The sequence below is a fragment of the Methylorubrum rhodesianum genome (genome assembly GCF_014199985.1).
Classification (GTDB): Bacteria; Pseudomonadota; Alphaproteobacteria; order Rhizobiales; family Beijerinckiaceae; genus Methylobacterium; species Methylobacterium rhodesianum.
Map to the genome: position 1 here is coordinate 185,378 of NZ_JACHOS010000011.1, position 15,121 is coordinate 200,498.

The 15,121-nt window shown below is 68.1% G+C and carries 17 protein-coding genes and 1 tRNA gene; 10 read left to right on the top strand and 8 right to left on the bottom strand.

The window, feature by feature from the left end:
* Positions 1 to 54: 54 nt before the first annotated feature.
* On the top strand, positions 55 to 768 hold the full coding sequence (locus HNR01_RS17300) for a Sir2 family NAD-dependent protein deacetylase (RefSeq protein ID WP_183668878.1): 714 nt from the start codon (positions 55 to 57) through the stop codon (positions 766 to 768).
* A 5-nt stretch (positions 769 to 773) separates the two neighbouring features.
* Here the strand turns inward: HNR01_RS17300 and HNR01_RS17305 are convergent, their stop codons facing one another.
* The 3 genes from HNR01_RS17305 to HNR01_RS17315 all read right to left on the bottom strand — a co-directional run bounded on the left by HNR01_RS17305 (position 774) and on the right by HNR01_RS17315 (position 3,572).
* The gene (locus HNR01_RS17305) at positions 774 to 1,520 is read right to left on the bottom strand and encodes a proteasome-type protease (protein WP_017485546.1); all 747 of its coding nucleotides are present in this window, start codon (positions 1,518 to 1,520) and stop codon (positions 774 to 776) included.
* Positions 1,521 to 1,647: 127 nt separating this feature from the next.
* Complete coding sequence (locus HNR01_RS17310) at positions 1,648 to 2,502, bottom strand: transglutaminase family protein (RefSeq protein ID WP_017485545.1); 855 nt, start codon at positions 2,500 to 2,502, stop codon at positions 1,648 to 1,650.
* Between the two features lie 602 nt (positions 2,503 to 3,104).
* Complete coding sequence (locus HNR01_RS17315; RefSeq protein WP_183668880.1) at positions 3,105 to 3,572, bottom strand: hypothetical protein; 468 nt, start codon at positions 3,570 to 3,572, stop codon at positions 3,105 to 3,107.
* Here HNR01_RS17315 and HNR01_RS17320 point away from each other — a divergent pair.
* From HNR01_RS17320 to HNR01_RS17330, 3 genes are read left to right on the top strand one after another with little or no spacing between them, the layout of a single operon-like run.
* Positions 3,571 to 3,960, top strand: coding sequence for a glycosyl hydrolase (locus HNR01_RS17320; RefSeq protein ID WP_153874563.1), 390 nt, complete (start codon positions 3,571 to 3,573; stop codon positions 3,958 to 3,960). The two genes, HNR01_RS17315 and HNR01_RS17320, sit on opposite strands and share 2 nt — an antisense overlap.
* 7 nt (positions 3,961 to 3,967) lie before the next feature.
* Entirely contained in the window at positions 3,968 to 4,432 is a 465-nt protein-coding gene (locus HNR01_RS17325; RefSeq protein ID WP_017485542.1) for a hypothetical protein, read from the top strand.
* A 40-nt stretch (positions 4,433 to 4,472) separates the two neighbouring features.
* Positions 4,473 to 4,724, top strand: a complete 252-nt coding sequence (locus HNR01_RS17330; protein WP_017485541.1) for a hypothetical protein — start codon at positions 4,473 to 4,475, stop codon at positions 4,722 to 4,724.
* 124 nt (positions 4,725 to 4,848) lie between these two features.
* On the opposite strand, the gene HNR01_RS17335 is transcribed toward HNR01_RS17330, so the two are convergent.
* The 5 genes from HNR01_RS17335 to map all read right to left on the bottom strand — a co-directional run bounded on the left by HNR01_RS17335 (position 4,849) and on the right by map (position 11,292).
* Positions 4,849 to 6,324: an MFS transporter gene (locus tag HNR01_RS17335; RefSeq protein WP_017485540.1), complete on the bottom strand. Its 1,476-nt coding sequence runs from the start codon at positions 6,322 to 6,324 to the stop codon at positions 4,849 to 4,851.
* 620 nt (positions 6,325 to 6,944) lie between these two features.
* Positions 6,945 to 7,889: an alpha-E domain-containing protein gene (locus tag HNR01_RS17340; protein ID WP_017485539.1), complete on the bottom strand. Its 945-nt coding sequence runs from the start codon at positions 7,887 to 7,889 to the stop codon at positions 6,945 to 6,947.
* A 106-nt stretch (positions 7,890 to 7,995) separates the two neighbouring features.
* Positions 7,996 to 9,435, bottom strand: a complete 1,440-nt coding sequence (locus tag HNR01_RS17345) for a circularly permuted type 2 ATP-grasp protein (RefSeq protein ID WP_183668882.1) — start codon at positions 9,433 to 9,435, stop codon at positions 7,996 to 7,998.
* 259 nt (positions 9,436 to 9,694) lie between these two features.
* A complete protein-coding gene (radC, locus tag HNR01_RS17350; RefSeq protein ID WP_183668883.1) occupies positions 9,695 to 10,438 on the bottom strand; it encodes a RadC family protein in 744 nt (247 codons plus the stop codon).
* 14 nt (positions 10,439 to 10,452) lie between these two features.
* Positions 10,453 to 11,292 carry a type I methionyl aminopeptidase gene (gene map / locus HNR01_RS17355; RefSeq protein WP_017485536.1) on the bottom strand — a complete coding sequence of 280 codons (840 nt, stop codon included), beginning with the start codon at positions 11,290 to 11,292 and terminating at the stop codon, positions 10,453 to 10,455.
* 291 nt (positions 11,293 to 11,583) lie between these two features.
* Here map and HNR01_RS17360 point away from each other — a divergent pair, with 291 nt between their 5' ends.
* From HNR01_RS17360 to HNR01_RS17385, 6 genes are all read left to right on the top strand, one after another.
* Positions 11,584 to 11,796: a DUF4287 domain-containing protein gene (locus HNR01_RS17360; RefSeq protein ID WP_017485535.1), complete on the top strand. Its 213-nt coding sequence runs from the start codon at positions 11,584 to 11,586 to the stop codon at positions 11,794 to 11,796.
* Positions 11,797 to 11,931: 135 nt separating this feature from the next.
* A complete protein-coding gene (locus HNR01_RS17365; RefSeq protein ID WP_153874567.1) occupies positions 11,932 to 12,198 on the top strand; it encodes a zinc-finger domain-containing protein in 267 nt (88 codons plus the stop codon).
* Positions 12,199 to 12,213: 15 nt separating this feature from the next.
* A complete protein-coding gene (locus HNR01_RS17370; protein WP_183668885.1) occupies positions 12,214 to 13,401 on the top strand; it encodes an FAD-dependent monooxygenase in 1,188 nt (395 codons plus the stop codon).
* A gap of 34 nt (positions 13,402 to 13,435) precedes the next feature.
* Positions 13,436 to 13,522, top strand: a tRNA-Leu gene (locus tag HNR01_RS17375).
* Between the two features lie 308 nt (positions 13,523 to 13,830).
* Positions 13,831 to 14,178 (top strand): hypothetical protein, encoded by a 348-nt coding sequence (locus HNR01_RS17380; RefSeq protein WP_246417536.1) that lies wholly within the window; start codon positions 13,831 to 13,833, stop codon positions 14,176 to 14,178.
* A gap of 125 nt (positions 14,179 to 14,303) precedes the next feature.
* Entirely contained in the window at positions 14,304 to 14,963 is a 660-nt protein-coding gene (locus HNR01_RS17385; RefSeq protein ID WP_183668889.1) for an SOS response-associated peptidase, read from the top strand.
* The last annotated feature ends 158 nt before the right edge of the window (positions 14,964 to 15,121 follow it).

Genomic DNA, 15,121 nt, shown 5'->3' on the forward strand with positions numbered 1-15,121 from the left:
GACAGCCACTCCATGACGGTCATGGCATGACCGAGATGCCATAATAGCGATACTATGACCCGTAACGTCTTCGTCCTCACCGGCGCCGGGATCTCCGCGGAGAGCGGGCTCGGCACGTTCCGCGACACGGAGGGCGTGTGGGCGCGCTTCGATCCGATGCGCCTCGCCACCCCCGAGGGCTTCGCCGCCGATCCGGTGCTGGTCCAGGAGTTCTACAACCAGCGCCGCCGCGATGCCCGCGCCGCCGCGCCCAACCCGGCGCATGCGGCACTCGCCCGGCTGGAGGCAGGGCTGGCGGAGCGCGGCGGCCGGCTGTTCCTGTGCACGCAGAACATCGACGACCTGCACGAGCGGGCGGGCTCGCGCCATGTCGTTCACATGCACGGCGAACTCCTGCGGGCCCGCTGCACCGCCTGCGGGACGGAGCCGGTCTGGCACGAGGATCTGACCGTCGAGACGGCCTGTCCGCATTGTGCACATGGCGGCGGGATGCGGCCCGACGTGGTGTGGTTCGGCGAGATGCCCAAGCACCTCGACGCCATCGACGAGGCGCTGGCCGAGGCCGACCTGTTCGTCGCGATCGGCACTTCCGGCGCGGTCTACCCGGCGGCGGGCTACGTCGCTCAGGCCCGCGCCTTCGGCATCCCGACGCTCGCCCTCACCCTGGAGGCCGCCGACAATGCCGGGATGTTCGAGGCGACCCGGCTCGGGCGCGCGAGCGAGACCGTGCCGGCCTTCGTGGACGAGGTTCTGAGCGAGACGAGGTAGCCCCTCTATCGCGGCGGGCCGTAGGGCGGACGCGGGATGGCCCGGTGCGCCGCCCTCAGCGCCGCCGACCAGCGCTCGCGCAGGTCGTGAAAATAGCTCTCGCCGGCCTCGATGCGGTGGCTCACTTCGAGGTCGAGGCTGCCGCGGCGCTGCACGGCGATGTCGATCGGCAGGCCGACGCCGAGATTCGAGCGCATGGTCGAGTCCATCGACACGAGGCCGACCTTCAGCGCGTCGTAGAGATCGGTCTCGAAGGTCACCGCCCGGTCGAGGATCGGCTTTCCGTACTTGTGCTCGCCGATCTGCAGGAAGGGCGCCTCCCGGCTGCACTCGATGAAATTGCCCGCCGAGTAGATCATGAACAGCCGCATCGGCTCGTCGCCGATCTGGCCGCCGAACAGGAACGAGACCTCCATGCGCAGGTTGGCGGCCTCGAAGCCGGCCTGCTCGATCTCGCGCACCCGGCGGATCGCCCGTCCCACGAGTTGGGCCGCCTTGAACATGGTGGCCGCGTCCCCGAGCTTGGGCGGCGTCTCGCCCTCGACGTCGTCCACGCCCTCGCGGAGCATGCTGAGCACCGACTGCGTCATCGAGAGGTTGCCAGCCGAGGCCAGCATCATCACACGCTCCCCCGGCACGTTGAACATGTGCAGCTTGCGGTAGGTCGAGATGTTGTCGAGCCCGGCATTGGTGCGGGTGTCGGCGATCATCACCAGCCCGTCCTCGACGAGCACTCCGACGCAGTAGGTCATGGCGGCACCCGCCTCAGCAGAGGGGCCCGGCAATCCGGGCGGAACGAACCGGCTCGCTTCGCACGCGCCGAGCGCGGGCCGCAAGACAAGTTTTCCGAAGCCGCTCCGCTAATGCGGGAGACCCGGCTCAGCCCTGCGACTGACTCTGCTGACCGCGCGCCTGGTGCTGCGCCTGCACCTGCTCGACCCGCAGGGCTACGTCGAGCGTCTCGGTGCCCCCACCCATCCGGCTGCCGCGGATCGGCGCGGCGCCGAGATAATCGAGGCCGACGGCGACGCGCACATGCGCTTCCGTCGCCGAGAGGCCGTTGGCCGGGTCGAAGCCGACCCAGCCGAGTTCCGGCACCAGCGATTCCGCCCAGGCATGCCCCGCCTTCTGGTCGTCGCCGCCATCGTTGCGGCGAAAGTAGCCGGAGACGTAGCGCGAGGGGATCTCCAGGTGCCGGGCGGCCGCGAGGAAGATGTGGGTGAGGTCCTGGCACACGCCCTTTCTCGCCTCGAAGGACTGGGCGGCGCTGGTGCTGGCGCTGGTCGGGCCCGGCTCGAAGGTCACCGTGTCGTGCACGGCGGCGAGCAGGCGGTGCAGGATCGAGAGCGGATCGCGCTCCCCCTCCCTCGCGACCCTTTCCGCGAAGGCCTTGAGTTCCGGGCTCGCCTCGGTGAGCGGGGTGTCACGCAGGTAGAACAGGTCGGGCAAGCGCTCGACCGCGCCGCGGACGATGCCGCTCGTCTCGAAGGTCTCGATCTCGCCGGTCACCCGCACGGTGAGCGCGTCGGTGGGATCGTCGGCGGTGAACCAGTGGACGAGGTTGCCGAACCCGTCCTCGCGGGCGGTGAGGCGCCCGTTGACGGACGGCTCGATCCGCCACTCGCGCACGTGCTGCCCGTCATGATCGCGGGGCGTCAGCCGCAGGATCTGGATGAGGCCGCGAGCCGGTTGCTCATAGGTGTAGACCGTATCGTGGACGATCCGGATGCGCATGCCTTGATCCTGCCGGGACGACTCGCGGGAAGCTAGGGCAAGGACGGCGATTTGGAAATCCAAAGGCTTGCTCAAAGCTTTGGCAGGACGGGTTTTCTCAGGCTTCGCCCTTGTTGAGCGCCTCGGTGCGGGCCCGAGAAAAGTCGGTTCGGGGGTGCCTCAGACCGCAGGCGTCATCCGAACGGCAAGCGGGCGAAGCGTAACGGGATCGGCTCCGGCGTGCCCCCGGCAGCGCCGGAAATCATCGGAACGGTATTGTCGGCAGTACCGTTTCTGGCGCCCGAACCGATGGCTCACGTTGTTGGAATCCGATCCGACCGGAAATCGAACCAACGTCACCCGAACTTCGCGCTCCGTGCACGTCTCCAGGGCTCTGGCCCAAGGGGATATCTTTGCGTACTCCTAGATATTACTTCGTTAATCTGCCGTTCATTGCATCATTTTGTTCGAGATCGATGCAAATTTTCTGGAACGGTCTTTCCGATCTCTCCGTTTTTGGTCCCGCGACAAGCGAAACACTCGGAGGAATACATGCTCAAGCACATTCGCGTTGCAGCCCTCGCCAGCACCTTCGTCATCGGCGGCGCCGCCCTCGCGCTCGCTCAATCGTCGTCGACGACCGGCACCGGCGGTTCGTCGGCGGGCGGTGGCACCAGCTCGTCGACCGTCGGAACCGGCGGATCCTCGGCCGGCTCGGGCGGCGGCTCGGGCTCCTCGTCCACGCTCGGCACCGGCGGTTCGTCGGCAGGCGGCGGCACCAGCTCGTCGACCGTCGGAACCGGCGGCTCTTCGGCCGGCTCGGGCAGCGGTTCGGGCTCCTCCATGGGCACCGGCGGGTCGTCGGCGGGCAAGAGCGGAAGCGGCTCATCGATGGGTTCGGGCGGTTCCTCGTCCGGCATGTCCGACAGCGCGGGTAAGTCGGGCAGCGCCCCCGGCCATGACAAGAGCGGCCCCGGGAACTCCGAGAACGCACCGGGCCACAACAAGCGCTGAGCCCCGCCCGGCGTGAAGGCTCGGGCGCGGTTCGAATGAGCCGCGCCCGTTCCATCTCTTGAGGAGAGACGCATCATGGCACGCCTGATCCTGCCGCTTCTCGGCGGCGCACTCACGCTCGCGGGCATCGCCGCAGCTGCGGCACAGGCCAGCGCTCAGACCAGCACCGTCCAGACGGGTCCGAGCGGTGTCTCGGGCAGCACGACGGTCACCACCGGCCCCAACGGCAAGCCGTGCCGGGTCGTCCAATCCGACGACGCGAACAAGACCGGCACGCTGTCGAGCTCGGTCACCGCAGGTCCCGGCGGGGTGCAGAGTTCCACCACGGGAGGCCCGTCGGTGACGACCCGGTCGGGCGACGGCGCGACCAGCAGCTCGGCCACCAGCTCGAGCACCGGGAACGGCAGCACGATGACGACCACCGGCGACGGCGACTGCGTGGTCACCGTGCCGAAGAAGAAGTGAGGGTTCCATGAGCATCACTGAGACGATCTTCAGCACTGTCACCAAGCCGGCGACGGCGCTGGCCGCCCTCGGCCTGTTCCTCGCCCCGGCTCTCGCGCAGGCGCAGGGTGGCAGCGCGACGGCGGGCAGCGCCGGCTCGGCGGCCTCAGGCGGCACCTCCGCCTCGACCGTCGGCACCGGCGGCACATCGACGGGCGCGAACGGCGCCACTGGGTCCTCGCTGGCGACCGGCGGCAGCGCCGCCGGCGGCAAGACCATGGACCGCTCGCACGTGAACGAGACCGGCCAGGGCGGCCTCAACGGCCAGTCCAAGGCCATGGCTCATGACGGCGGCACCTTCTCCAAATCGCAGACCAAGACCAAGGTTCGCGACGGCGAGAGCGTGGAATCGCGCACCAAGACCATGTCGCACGAGCCCGGCTCGAAGCCCGTGAAATCCACGACGACCACCGGCTCGACGACCGGCCAGTGAGGCCGAATCGATTGTCTCGAACGCGACGGCAGGAGGCCCGATGCTGCGCAAGCCGACCCTGATTCTTCTCTCCGCCCTGGGGTTCGCCGGCGGCGTCCTCGGCGCCCCTTCCGCCGCCATGGCCGACCCGCCCTGGGCTCGTGGCGGGCGCGGGCTCCATCACGGCGGCCCTCCGCCCTGGGCTCCGGCGCACGGCTGGCGGCGCAAGCACGAATTCGGCGGACATTATGGCCGGCCGTACGGTCGCTCCCGGTATGACGGGGGGCGCCGCTACGACCGATACGGTTACTGACCGGCCACACGCTCCGGGCGGGACCTGACGGTTTCGACCACGATCCCTCGGATCGGAAATCGAGCCCCGGCCTTCAAGGGTCGGGGCTCGGCCATGGCTGGATCCGGGCCTGAGGCCGTCCCGGCTATGCCGCGGGCGCCGGCACGGGGCCTCGCGGCGCGTCGTCGAGCGTGCCCATATCTTGGTTCTGATCGTAGCTCTGGACGAGTTCGTGCGCCTCCTGCTCGCTCGCGGCGGCCGGCGGCGACCCCCACATGCTCGTCCCGTTGGGCTCACGGATGACGAGGATCGAGACGACCCCGATCACGCCGGCGATCATCAGGTAGTAGGCGGGCCAGTTGAGATCGCCCGTATACGCCACGAGCGATCCGACAACGACCGACGTGGTTCCGGCGAACAGGGACACCGACACGTTGAAGGAGATCGAGAGGCCGCTGGCCCGGACATTCGTGGGAAAGAGGGCCGGCAGCGTCGAGGGCATCGTCGCACTGAAACAGATCAGCAGCAGCCCCATGATGAGCAGGCCGAGGAAGACCGCGGTCTCGCTCTGGCTGCGGATCAGAAGGATCATCGGCAGGGCCAGAACCACGAGGCCGATCGACCCGATCAGAACGAAGGGCTTGCGCCCGAAGCGGTCGGACAGGCGACCGATGAACGGGATCGACAGGAGCGCGAGCAGCATCACGACGAGCTGCAGCACCTGCGACGCCGTCGGCGAGAGGCCGCCGGTCTGCTGCATCATCGGCAGGGTCTGCGTGACGTAGGTCGGCATGTAGGAGGTCAGCATGTAGTTCGGCACGTTCCAGGCGAGTGCCAGACCCATGCAGACGAGGACGTAGGGCCACAGGACGAGGATGTCCCGCGCCGTCTGTCCGGCCCGCGCTTGCTTCTCGCGATCCTCCGCCTCCTGCTCGAGGGCCGCGAAGGCGGGGGTCTCGGCGAGTTGCGAGCGCATGTAGACGCCGACGAGTCCGAGCGGCAGGGCCAGGAAGAACGGCAGGCGCCAGCCCCAATCGAGCAGTTGCTCATCCGTCAGAGCCGCACCCGCCAGGGTCACGACGATCGCGCCGAGCAGATATCCGGTGAAGGTGCCGAATTCGAGCCAGCTACCGAGATAGCCGCGCCGCCGGTCCGGGGCGTACTCGGCGATGAAGGTCATGGCACTGCCGTACTCGCCGCCGGTGGAGAAGCCCTGAACCAGGCGGGCGACGAGGAGAAGGAGGGGGGCTGCGATGCCGATGCTCTCCTGGCTCGGGATGCAACCGATGGCGAAGGTGCCCACCGCCATCAGGATCATCGTGGCCGCGAGAACCTTGTTGCGGCCGATCCGGTCGGCCAGGGGACCGAAGAACATGCCGCCGAGCGGCCGGATCAGGAACGCGACCGCGAACAGCCCGAACGTCGCGATCTCACCCATCGTGTGGGAGAGATTGGAGAAGAACACCTTCTGGATCGTCGGCTCGAAGAAGGCGTAGACGCCGAAATCGTACCACTCAGCGACATTGCCGATTGAGGCCGCCGAGATGGCCCGCCGGATCGTCGACGGCTCGGTCACCGTACAGTCCGAGGCCTTCCAATCCTTGTCGTCGTCAACATGCATTGACAGCATATTCAGCACATCTCCGCAGGGCCTCTGAGAAGAAAAATATTATTGAGAAATGGCAGGCGCGCGAATGCGCTCGCCGCCTCGTTCAACGGCGCGATGGCGGCGCTGAGCAAACACAATCCGAGACCGGTTCCGGTCTTCCTCCCTGACGGCAATGCCGCGTATTCTTATGCGTTCGAGCCGCAGCCGGCGCCCGCACTGGCTGCAACCGAGGATGAGTTTGATCGAGTCACCCGAAACGACTTGTCAGAGAGCGACACATTTTTTCGATTTGCTGCGATGCGGACGGATCCTCCGCGTCGACCGTCCGCGCCCTGCAAGGCGAGTTTTCTCGAAAAGGGCGCCGTCGGATCGGGGCGGGCACAGATCTTAGAAGTATTGAGGCGGGTATCAGCGCGGCAAAATGGCAGCGACCTCGGCCTTCGGCAATCGAAATCAACAATCGCGGCGGATGTCTTCATCGCCGCCCTCGGGCGGCGCGAGCCCTCCCGGAGACGGGCCGGGGACGAACAGGCCCCCGCGAAGATCGAGGCATCGTCGCCCCGAGCGGCCGATCCCGGAGGGCTCGCGCCGCGAGCTTCCCGTGCCGAGCGGAGGTCCTCCCGAATGCAGTGTCAGACCAGATACTGCTCGCTGATCGCCGCTCCGAGCCCGTTGTTCTCGACGATGAAGCCCTGGATGAACTCGTGCAGGCCTGAGGCGAAGATGCGCTCGATGTCGGCCCCCGCGAGCTTCGCCCGCATGTTGCTCGCCAGACGCTGGCTCTCGCCGCGGCGCCCGTAGGCGTCGGCGATGAGGTCGAGATGCTCCACCAGCATCCGGTAGCAGCTCGCCAGCGAGCGCGGCATCTCGGGATTGAGGATCAGCAGGTCGGCGACCAGCACCGGCTTGATGCTCTCGCGGTAGACCCAGTGATAGGCGTTGAAGGCCGAGACCTCGCGCAGGATCGTGGTCCACTGGAAGTAGTCGAGCGAGCCGCCGACCCGCTCGGAGGCCGGCAGCAGGATCTGGTACTTCACGTCGAGGATGCGCGCGGTGTTGTCCGCCCGCTCGATGGCGGTGCCGGCGCGGGTGAACCAGTAGGCGTCGTTGCGCAGCATGGTCCGATAGGCCGAGCCGTCGAAGGTCAGCGAGACCCGCTTCACCCAGTCGAGGAACTGGGTGAACTCCTCCCGGGAGAGATCGCGCCCCTCGTAGGACCGCAGTTCCAGCCACGCGCCGTTGATCGTGTCCCACATCTCCGTGGTGAGCGCGGTGCGGATCGAGCGGGCGTTCTCCCGTGCCGTGGCGATGCAGGAGCGGATCGAGGACGGGTTCTGGGCGGAGAAGGCGAGGAAGTTGCAGACGGTGTGCTCGTTGACGGCGTCGTAGAGCGTCTTGAACAATTCGGGATCACCCGCCGAGGAAAGGGCCGAGGCCCACTCGTTCGAGGTGCGCCCACCGTAGTTCGACGGCAGCGCCGTGAGCCGCAGGGCCGCGTCGAGGATGCGGGCCAGGAAATCCGCCCGCTCGGCGTAGCGCGAGAGCCAGTAGAGGTTGTCGGCAGTCCGGGACAGCATGGATCAGCTCGCGGGCACGGTGGCGACAGGGACGGCAGATGCGCGGTGCTTCATCACCGCTGCCACCCGACCTGCCGAAAGACTGCCAAACGTTTGGGCAAAGCGCTTACGCATCGAGCACCCACGTGTCCTTGGTGCCGCCGCCCTGGCTCGAATTGACCACCAACGAGCCCTCTTTCAGGGCGACGCGGGTCAAGCCGCCCGGCACGATGCGGATCTCGTCGGCGCCGGCCAGCACGAACGGGCGCAGGTCGACGTGGCGCGGGGCGACGCCGGACGCGACGAAGGTCGGGCAGGTGGAGAGCGACAGCGTCGGCTGGGCGATGAAGTTGTCAGGTGCGTGGCGCAGCTTCTTGGCGAACTCGTCGATCTCGCGGCGCGTGGCGTGCGGGCCCACCAGCATGCCGTAGCCGCCCGAACCGTTGACCTCCTTCACCACGAGGTCCTTGAGGTTGTCCATCACGTAGGAGAAGGCTTCCCGCTCGCGGCAGCGATAGGTCGGCACATTGTGCAGGATCGGCTCCTCGCCTGTGAAGAACTTCACGATCTCCGGCATGTAGCTGTAGACAGCCTTGTCGTCCGAGATGCCGGTTCCGACCGCGTTGGACAGGGTGACGTTGCCCCGTTCGTAGGCGTTCATTAGACCCGGCACGCCGAGAACCGAGTCGGGCCGGAAGACGAGAGGATCCAAGAAGTCGTCGTCGAGGCGGCGGTAGATCACGTCGACCCGGCGCGGACCTTCGGTCGTGCGCATGTAGACGACCTCGTCCTTGGTGAAGAGGTCGCCCGCCTCGACCAGCTCGACGCCGAGCTTATCGGCCAGGAACGAGTGCTCGTAGAAGGCCGAGTTGTAGCGGCCGGGGGTGAGCAGCACGACGGTCGGGTCCCGCGTCGCGGAGGCGGGCGCGAGACTGCGCAGGGTCGCGAGCAGGGCGTCGGGATAGTTCTCGACCGGCGCGACGCGGTGACGGGAGAACAGCTCGGGGAAGAGCCGCATCATCACCTCGCGGTTCTCCAGCATGTAGGACACGCCGGACGGGGTCCGGGCATTGTCCTCCAGCACGAAGAAGTCGTTCTCACCGGTACGCACGATGTCGATGCCGGCGATGTGGACGTAGAGGTCGTGCGGCACGTCGAAGGCCCGCATCTCCATGCGGTAATGCGGGTTGCGGTAGACGAGGTCGGGCGGGATGATCCCCGCCTTGATGCACTCCTCCGCGCCGTAGATGTCGTTGATGAAGGCGTTGAGGGCGGTGACGCGCTGCTTGAGGCCGCGCTCCAGGAAATCCCATTCCGGCTTCGTCAGCACCCGGGGGATGATGTCGAAGGGGATCAGCCGCTCGGTCGATTCGTTGGCGCCGTAGACGGCGAAGGTGATGCCGATGCGCCGGAACAGCATCTCGGCCTGGCTGCGCCGGGTGTTGAAATGCTCCGGCGGCGTCTTGTCGAGCCAAGCCTTGAGGATGTCGTAGGCCTCACGGACGGAAGCCGGCTCCGGCTGCCCCGATCCGCCTCCGCTCATCTCGTCGAACGCCGTGAGCGCCATCCGCGCGATTCCCCCTGATGTCTCGTCCTGCCGATGCCTTGCCCTGCCGGAGCAAGAGGCAGGCCACCCGGACGGCGGCCGGACTGCCCGATGCCGCCCGCCTTCAACGTGCCGTGGCACCCTATCGCGGACAACCGCATCCGCGTTCGTGCAGCGGCAGGTTTGCCGGACAACCTGTCGGAGATGTAGCGGAGGCTCGGCGCGCGCCCATCCCTCGCGGGCCGGTCGGCGGTGCCGGACGATGCCCGTCGAAGACGCCTCAGATCAGCTTGAGCCCCTTGAGGCTCGCATGGCCCTCGCGGCCGAGAATGACGTGGTCGTGAACCACGATCCCGAGGGGATCGAGCACCGACACGATCTCCCGCGTCATGCGGATGTCGGCCCCCGAGGGCGTCGGGTCGCCGGAGGGGTGGTTGTGGGCCAGGATGATCGCGGTGGCCGAGAGTTCGAGCGCCCGGCGCGCCACCTCGCGGGGATAGACCGGCGTGTGATCGACGGTGCCGCGGCCCTGGACCTCGTCGGCGATCAGGTGGTTGCGCCGGTCGAGGAACAGCACCCGGAACTCCTCGCGGCCCGAGAAGGCCATGGTGGCGCGCAGATACTCGATGAGGGCGCCCCAGGAGCCCAGCAACGGGCGGGCGGCGATGGCGCCGCGGGCGAGGCGCCGGCCGGCGGCCTCGATCAGCTTCAGGTCGGCGGCGACGCCGGCGCTGACGCCCTGCACCTCGGTGAGCCGGGCGGGATCGGCGCTGATCACCTCGGCGAACGAGCCGAACCGGCGGATGAGCGCCTTGGCCAGCGGCTTCACGTCCCGCCGCGGGATCGACCGGAACAGGGCGAGTTCGAGGAGTTCGTAATCCGCCAGCGCCTCGGGCCCGGCCTCCGCGAAGCGGGCGCGCAGGCGCTCGCGATGGCCGTGATAGTGCGGGGCCTCCCCGGCGGAGGCCGGAGCCGCCTCGGCGAGACCCGGCAGGGCGGGCGGTTCGGCCGTCCGGCGGACCATCTCCCGGCGGGCCGTCAGTCGGCCTGGGTACCGTGAGGCTTGGGTTGATCGAGTCCCTTGGGGGAGAGCGTGAAAATCTCGAAGCCGTCCTCCGTCACCGCCACCGTGTGCTCGAACTGCGCCGAGAGCGAGCGGTCGCGGGTCACCGCGGTCCAGCCGTCCGAGAGCACCTTCACCGCCGGGCGGCCGAGATTGATCATCGGCTCGATGGTGAAGAACTGGCCGGGTTTGAGCGGCACGTCGTAGCTCGGCTCGACGTAGTGCAGGATCGTCGGCGCGTCGTGGTAGACGCGGCCGAGCCCGTGGCCGCAGAAATCGCGTACCACCGAGCAGCGCTCGGCCTCGGCATAGGCCTGGATCGCGCGGCCGATATCGTTGGTGGAGCCGCCCGGCCGGACGGCGCGGATGCCGCGCATCAGCGCCTCGTAGGTGATCTCGCACAGGCGCTGCGCCTTGCGCGGCACCTCGCCGATATAGGCCATGCGGCTCGAATCACCGTGCCATCCATCGAGGATCAGGCAGCAATCGAGGTTGACGATGTCGCCCTCGCGCAGGGGCTTGTCGTTGGGGATGCCGTGGCAGACGACGTGGTTGATCGAGGTGCAGATCGACTTGCGGTAGCCGCGGTAGAACAAAGAGGCCGGGTAGGCGCCGTGATCCATGCCGAACTCGAAGGCGAGCCGGTCGAGATGCTCGGTCGTCACGCCGGGCTGGGCGGCCTCGACGAGGAGATCGAGCGCCTCCGCCGTGAGGCGGCCGGCGCGGCGCATGCCCTCGAATCCCTCCGGACCGTGGATCGGCGGCTCCGGGGCGCGGCGCCCGCCTTCGGCGACGGCTTGCTCTTCACGGCTCATGGGCGTTCGGGCGCTTTTGCAGGAATTGGAGGCTGAACTCCGTCTTACGCTGCCGCAGGGCCGCCGCCAACCCGAGTGCACGCGTCGACGCCACCCCTCGGCGAAAGTATTGCCGAACTTGAGGCTCGAGCAAGTGGGTATCGTGAGCAGAAAGCCGATGCATCAAGGTGATGATCATTCAAAATAGCGGCCATAAACGTCTTCCTCATGGCACCCTGCAAGATACCGTTGCGTTTCACGCTCTCTGTCAGCAACCTGCCGACGGCACTCTCGCCCGGAGCTTGAAACATCGTGTCCGCCGAATCGATCAGAGGACCGGCCTCATACTTCCCATCCATCGAAAAGAAGTACGGGCGGCCCATCAGCGAGTGGCAGCAGCTCGTCCGTTCGAGGCTGCCGGCGAAGCACATGGAACTCGTCGCGATGTTGAAGACCGATCATGGCCTGGGCCATGGGCACGCCAACGCGATCGTGGCGCACGTCCTGGCGGAGCAGAAGGCGTGATGTCCTTGCGAGGCGCCTCTGCGCCCGCATTCGCCGGCCGCAGCCCTGCATGGAATGGTCAGACGCGTCGGGAGCGGGCCTAGGCTTGCGCCCCCGAACGCGCTAGACCACGGCCTCCGTTTTCAGGGACGTGCGATGGCTGACAAGGCGGTTCCCCACTTCCACAATCAGGCCGGCGTGACCGTGATCGCGGTGGGCTCGAAGGAGTTCATGTGCATCGGGGCGCTGCCGCCCTTCGATCACCCGCACGTCTTCCTCGACATGGGCAGCGACAGTGAGATCATCTGCCAGTACTGCTCGACCCTGTTCCGCTACGACCCGCGGCTGAAGCCGGGCACTGCGGATCCGGCCGGATGCGTCTGGCATGACGAGGCGCCCCAGGAGGCCCCCAGGGCGGCCTGACGGGCGGCGTTGCCGGTGACGGCGCTCTCCATCGCCATCGTCGGCGCCGGGATCGGCGGCCTCACCGCCGCGCTGGCGCTCTCCGCCGCTGGCCACGCGGTCACGCTGATCGAGCGCCGCACCGGGTTCTCCGAAGTCGGCGCCGGCCTCCAGCTCTCGCCGAATGCCAGCGCGGTGCTGATCGGCCTCGGACTCGGCGCGGCCCTGCGCCGGGCGGGGGACGAGCCGCCGGGCGTGACCGTGCGCGCGCTGGCCTCGGGCCGCGTCATCGGCGGCATCCGTCTCGGACCGGGCATGCGCGAGCGCCACGGCGCGCCCTACTATGTGCTGCACCGCGCCGATCTCCAGACCCTCCTGCTCGACGCCGTGCGCGGGCGCCCCGGCATCCGCCTCTGCGTCGGGCGCGAGGTATCGGACGTCGAGGAGACGGCGGACGGCGTCGGCCTGACCATGAAGAGCATCGACGGCGACCGCAGCGAGAGGCTCAGCGCCGACCTGCTCATCGGCGCCGACGGGGTGCGCTCGGCCCTGCGCCGACGCTTCGATACGCGCCCGCTGCGCCCCCACCGGCAGGCGGCGTGGCGAGCGGTGATCCCGCGCGAGGCGGCACCCGAGGCGCTTCAGGGCAACGAGACCGGGCTCTGGCTCGGACGCAAGCGGCACGTGGTCCACTACCCGATCAACGGGGGCAAGCGGCTGAACGTCGTGGCGATCGTGCCCGAGCGGGAGGGCGACGAGGATTGGGGCCGGCTCGGCGATCCGGCGGTCCTGCGCGACCACTTTCCCGATGCGGCCAGTCCGCTGACGGAGCTCTTGAGCCTTCCCGACACCTGGGTGGTGTGGTCGCTGGTGGACCGCCCGGCGGTGCGGCCGATGGCGCGGGGCCGGATCGCGCTTCTGGGCGATGCCGCGCACCCCGTCCTGCCGTTCCTGGCGCAAGGCGCGGCGCTCGCGATCGAGGATGCGGCGGTGCTGACGGCGAGTCTGTCCGGGACGGCGAGCGTGCCGGAGGCGCTGGCGGCCTATGCCGCGGCACGCCAGTCCCGCGTCGGTGCGGTGCAGCGGGCTGCCCGCCGCAACGGCCGCTTCTACCACGCCGGCCGCCTGATCGGCTTCGCCCGGGACATGATGATGCGCCGCCTTGGCCCCGAGGGCATGAGCAACCGCTACGCCTGGGTCTACGGCTGGCACCCGCCCGCTTGATCTGGCCCCGGCGGGCGGCTACCGCTGCCCGGATGCGGACGTGGCGAAACCGGTAGACGCACGAGACTTAAAATCTTGCGGCCGCAAGGCTGTGCGGGTTCGAGTCCCGCCGTCCGCACCAATCCGTTGGAATGGCGAACACCGTCAGCAAGACACGGACACGCAGGTGTTTTTCGGCGCCCCGGGGCTTTCGCAGCGCGGACGACGAGGTCGAGACCGACGTCCAGCGGCGCCATAGGCCAGGCATGACCGGCGCAGTAGGGCGTCACGCGGCCTTCCTCGAAGAACCGAGCGTCAACCTCACGCAGGAGGCTCCGGGCAGTCGGATACCTCCCGGGTGCAGGCGGGTTGCCTTCGATGCAAGCCGATGGAGTGGCGCCCGAACATGCGGCTGACCATCGGCCTCAAGAGCAGGAGGGAGCTACAGCCATGGCAGACATTCGCTCACAGGACCCGCTCGGCAGGTCCGATGGCGGGCCCGCATCCGGCCGGGGCGGCTCATCGCGTGAGGGCGGGGTGGCGGATCAGGCGCGACAGGCGTTGCGCGATGCGACTGATAGAGCTTCCGACGCCTGGGACAGCGCTTCGGAGTACGGCTCTCGGTACTACCGCCAGGGAAGCCGAGCCGTTGGCGATGTGGATACGACAACGATGACGGGTTTCCTCGTCGCGGGAGCTATCGGCTTCGGGCTCGGCTGGTTGGTGTTCGGTCAGCACTCTTATTCAGGCGATTACGTCGCCAGACGCATGAGCCGCAGCAGCGAACGCGGCTATTAGGAGTGGCGCTGCCGGCGACGGGTCAAGCTGAGCAAGGCGCAACCTGTCGTCGGCCCCCTCAGTCCCTCTTCCGCGTTGACTGCCGCCCTGCGCCGTCGTCTCCGCATCGGCGCTAGGCTGGCCCCATGTGCAATCTCTACAGCCTCAACCGACCTCAGGATGAGATACGGCGCTGGTTCGATGTGAGCCGCGACAGCGCCGGAAACCTCCCTCCCATGCCCGGCATCTTTCCCGACCAAATGGCCCCGGTGATCTTGGGCGGCAGGGAGGGCCGTGAGCTGACGATGATGCGGTGGGGCATCCCAGGGCCGAAGGCGTACGGGGAGCAGCCCGTCACCAACGTCCGCAACGTGAAGAGCCCTCACTGGCGCCCCTGGCTCAAGCCGGAGTTCCGCTGCCTCGTCCCCGTGTCGTCGTTCAGCGAGTACGCCGACACGAAGCCTCGCAAGACGCCCGTGTGGTTCGCCCTGGACGATGACCGGCCGTTGTTCGCCTTCGCGGGCATCTGGCGCCCCTGGACGGGCGTGAGGGGGACCAAGAAGGAGAACCCCGACAGGGTGGAGGAGGAGCACCGTTTGTTCTCCTTCCTCACGACGGAGGCCAACGGCGTGGTCGGGCCCGTGCATCCGAAGGCCATGCCCGTGCTGCTCACCACGAAGGAGGCGTGCGGGATGTGGCTTGAGGCGCCGACCGAAGAGGCGCTGAGGCTGCAACGTCCGCTGCCCGATGGGCTCATGAAGGAGGTGGCGAGAGGCGAGCGGCACGATGGAGAGGCACAAGGCTGAAGTGCGTGCAAAGCCCTTCTTGCTCCTCGCAGACCCTCGCCGGTCGCGACAAGGCCCTCGCCCGTTCTCGGAAAACATCAGTTATTTTAAGCACAACGCCGGTACGGGGGCCCGCCGCCCGTACCAGGGGTTCGAAGATCGAGGGCTTGGAGCGGCGT

Bases quoted from the DNA above. Each gene is read 5' to 3' on its own strand.
- HNR01_RS17300 (WP_183668878.1), top strand. From the start codon at position 55: ATGACCCGTAACGTCTTCGTCCTCACCGGCGCCGGGATCTCCGCGGAG.
- HNR01_RS17305 (WP_017485546.1), bottom strand. From the start codon at position 1,520: ATGACCTACTGCGTCGGAGTGCTCGTCGAGGACGGGCTGGTGATGATC.
- HNR01_RS17310 (WP_017485545.1), bottom strand. From the start codon at position 2,502: ATGCGCATCCGGATCGTCCACGATACGGTCTACACCTATGAGCAACCG.
- HNR01_RS17320 (WP_153874563.1), top strand. From the start codon at position 3,571: ATGGCACGCCTGATCCTGCCGCTTCTCGGCGGCGCACTCACGCTCGCG.
- HNR01_RS17315 (WP_183668880.1), bottom strand. From the start codon at position 3,572: ATGATGCGTCTCTCCTCAAGAGATGGAACGGGCGCGGCTCATTCGAAC.
- HNR01_RS17325 (WP_017485542.1), top strand. From the start codon at position 3,968: ATGAGCATCACTGAGACGATCTTCAGCACTGTCACCAAGCCGGCGACG.
- HNR01_RS17330 (WP_017485541.1), top strand. From the start codon at position 4,473: ATGCTGCGCAAGCCGACCCTGATTCTTCTCTCCGCCCTGGGGTTCGCC.
- HNR01_RS17335 (WP_017485540.1), bottom strand. From the start codon at position 6,324: ATGCATGTTGACGACGACAAGGATTGGAAGGCCTCGGACTGTACGGTG.
- HNR01_RS17340 (WP_017485539.1), bottom strand. From the start codon at position 7,889: ATGCTGTCCCGGACTGCCGACAACCTCTACTGGCTCTCGCGCTACGCC.
- HNR01_RS17345 (WP_183668882.1), bottom strand. From the start codon at position 9,435: ATGGCGCTCACGGCGTTCGACGAGATGAGCGGAGGCGGATCGGGGCAG.
- radC (WP_183668883.1), bottom strand. From the start codon at position 10,438: ATGGTCCGCCGGACGGCCGAACCGCCCGCCCTGCCGGGTCTCGCCGAG.
- map (WP_017485536.1), bottom strand. From the start codon at position 11,292: ATGAGCCGTGAAGAGCAAGCCGTCGCCGAAGGCGGGCGCCGCGCCCCG.
- HNR01_RS17365 (WP_153874567.1), top strand. From the start codon at position 11,932: ATGGCTGACAAGGCGGTTCCCCACTTCCACAATCAGGCCGGCGTGACC.
- HNR01_RS17380 (WP_246417536.1), top strand. From the start codon at position 13,831: ATGGCAGACATTCGCTCACAGGACCCGCTCGGCAGGTCCGATGGCGGG.
- HNR01_RS17385 (WP_183668889.1), top strand. From the start codon at position 14,304: ATGTGCAATCTCTACAGCCTCAACCGACCTCAGGATGAGATACGGCGC.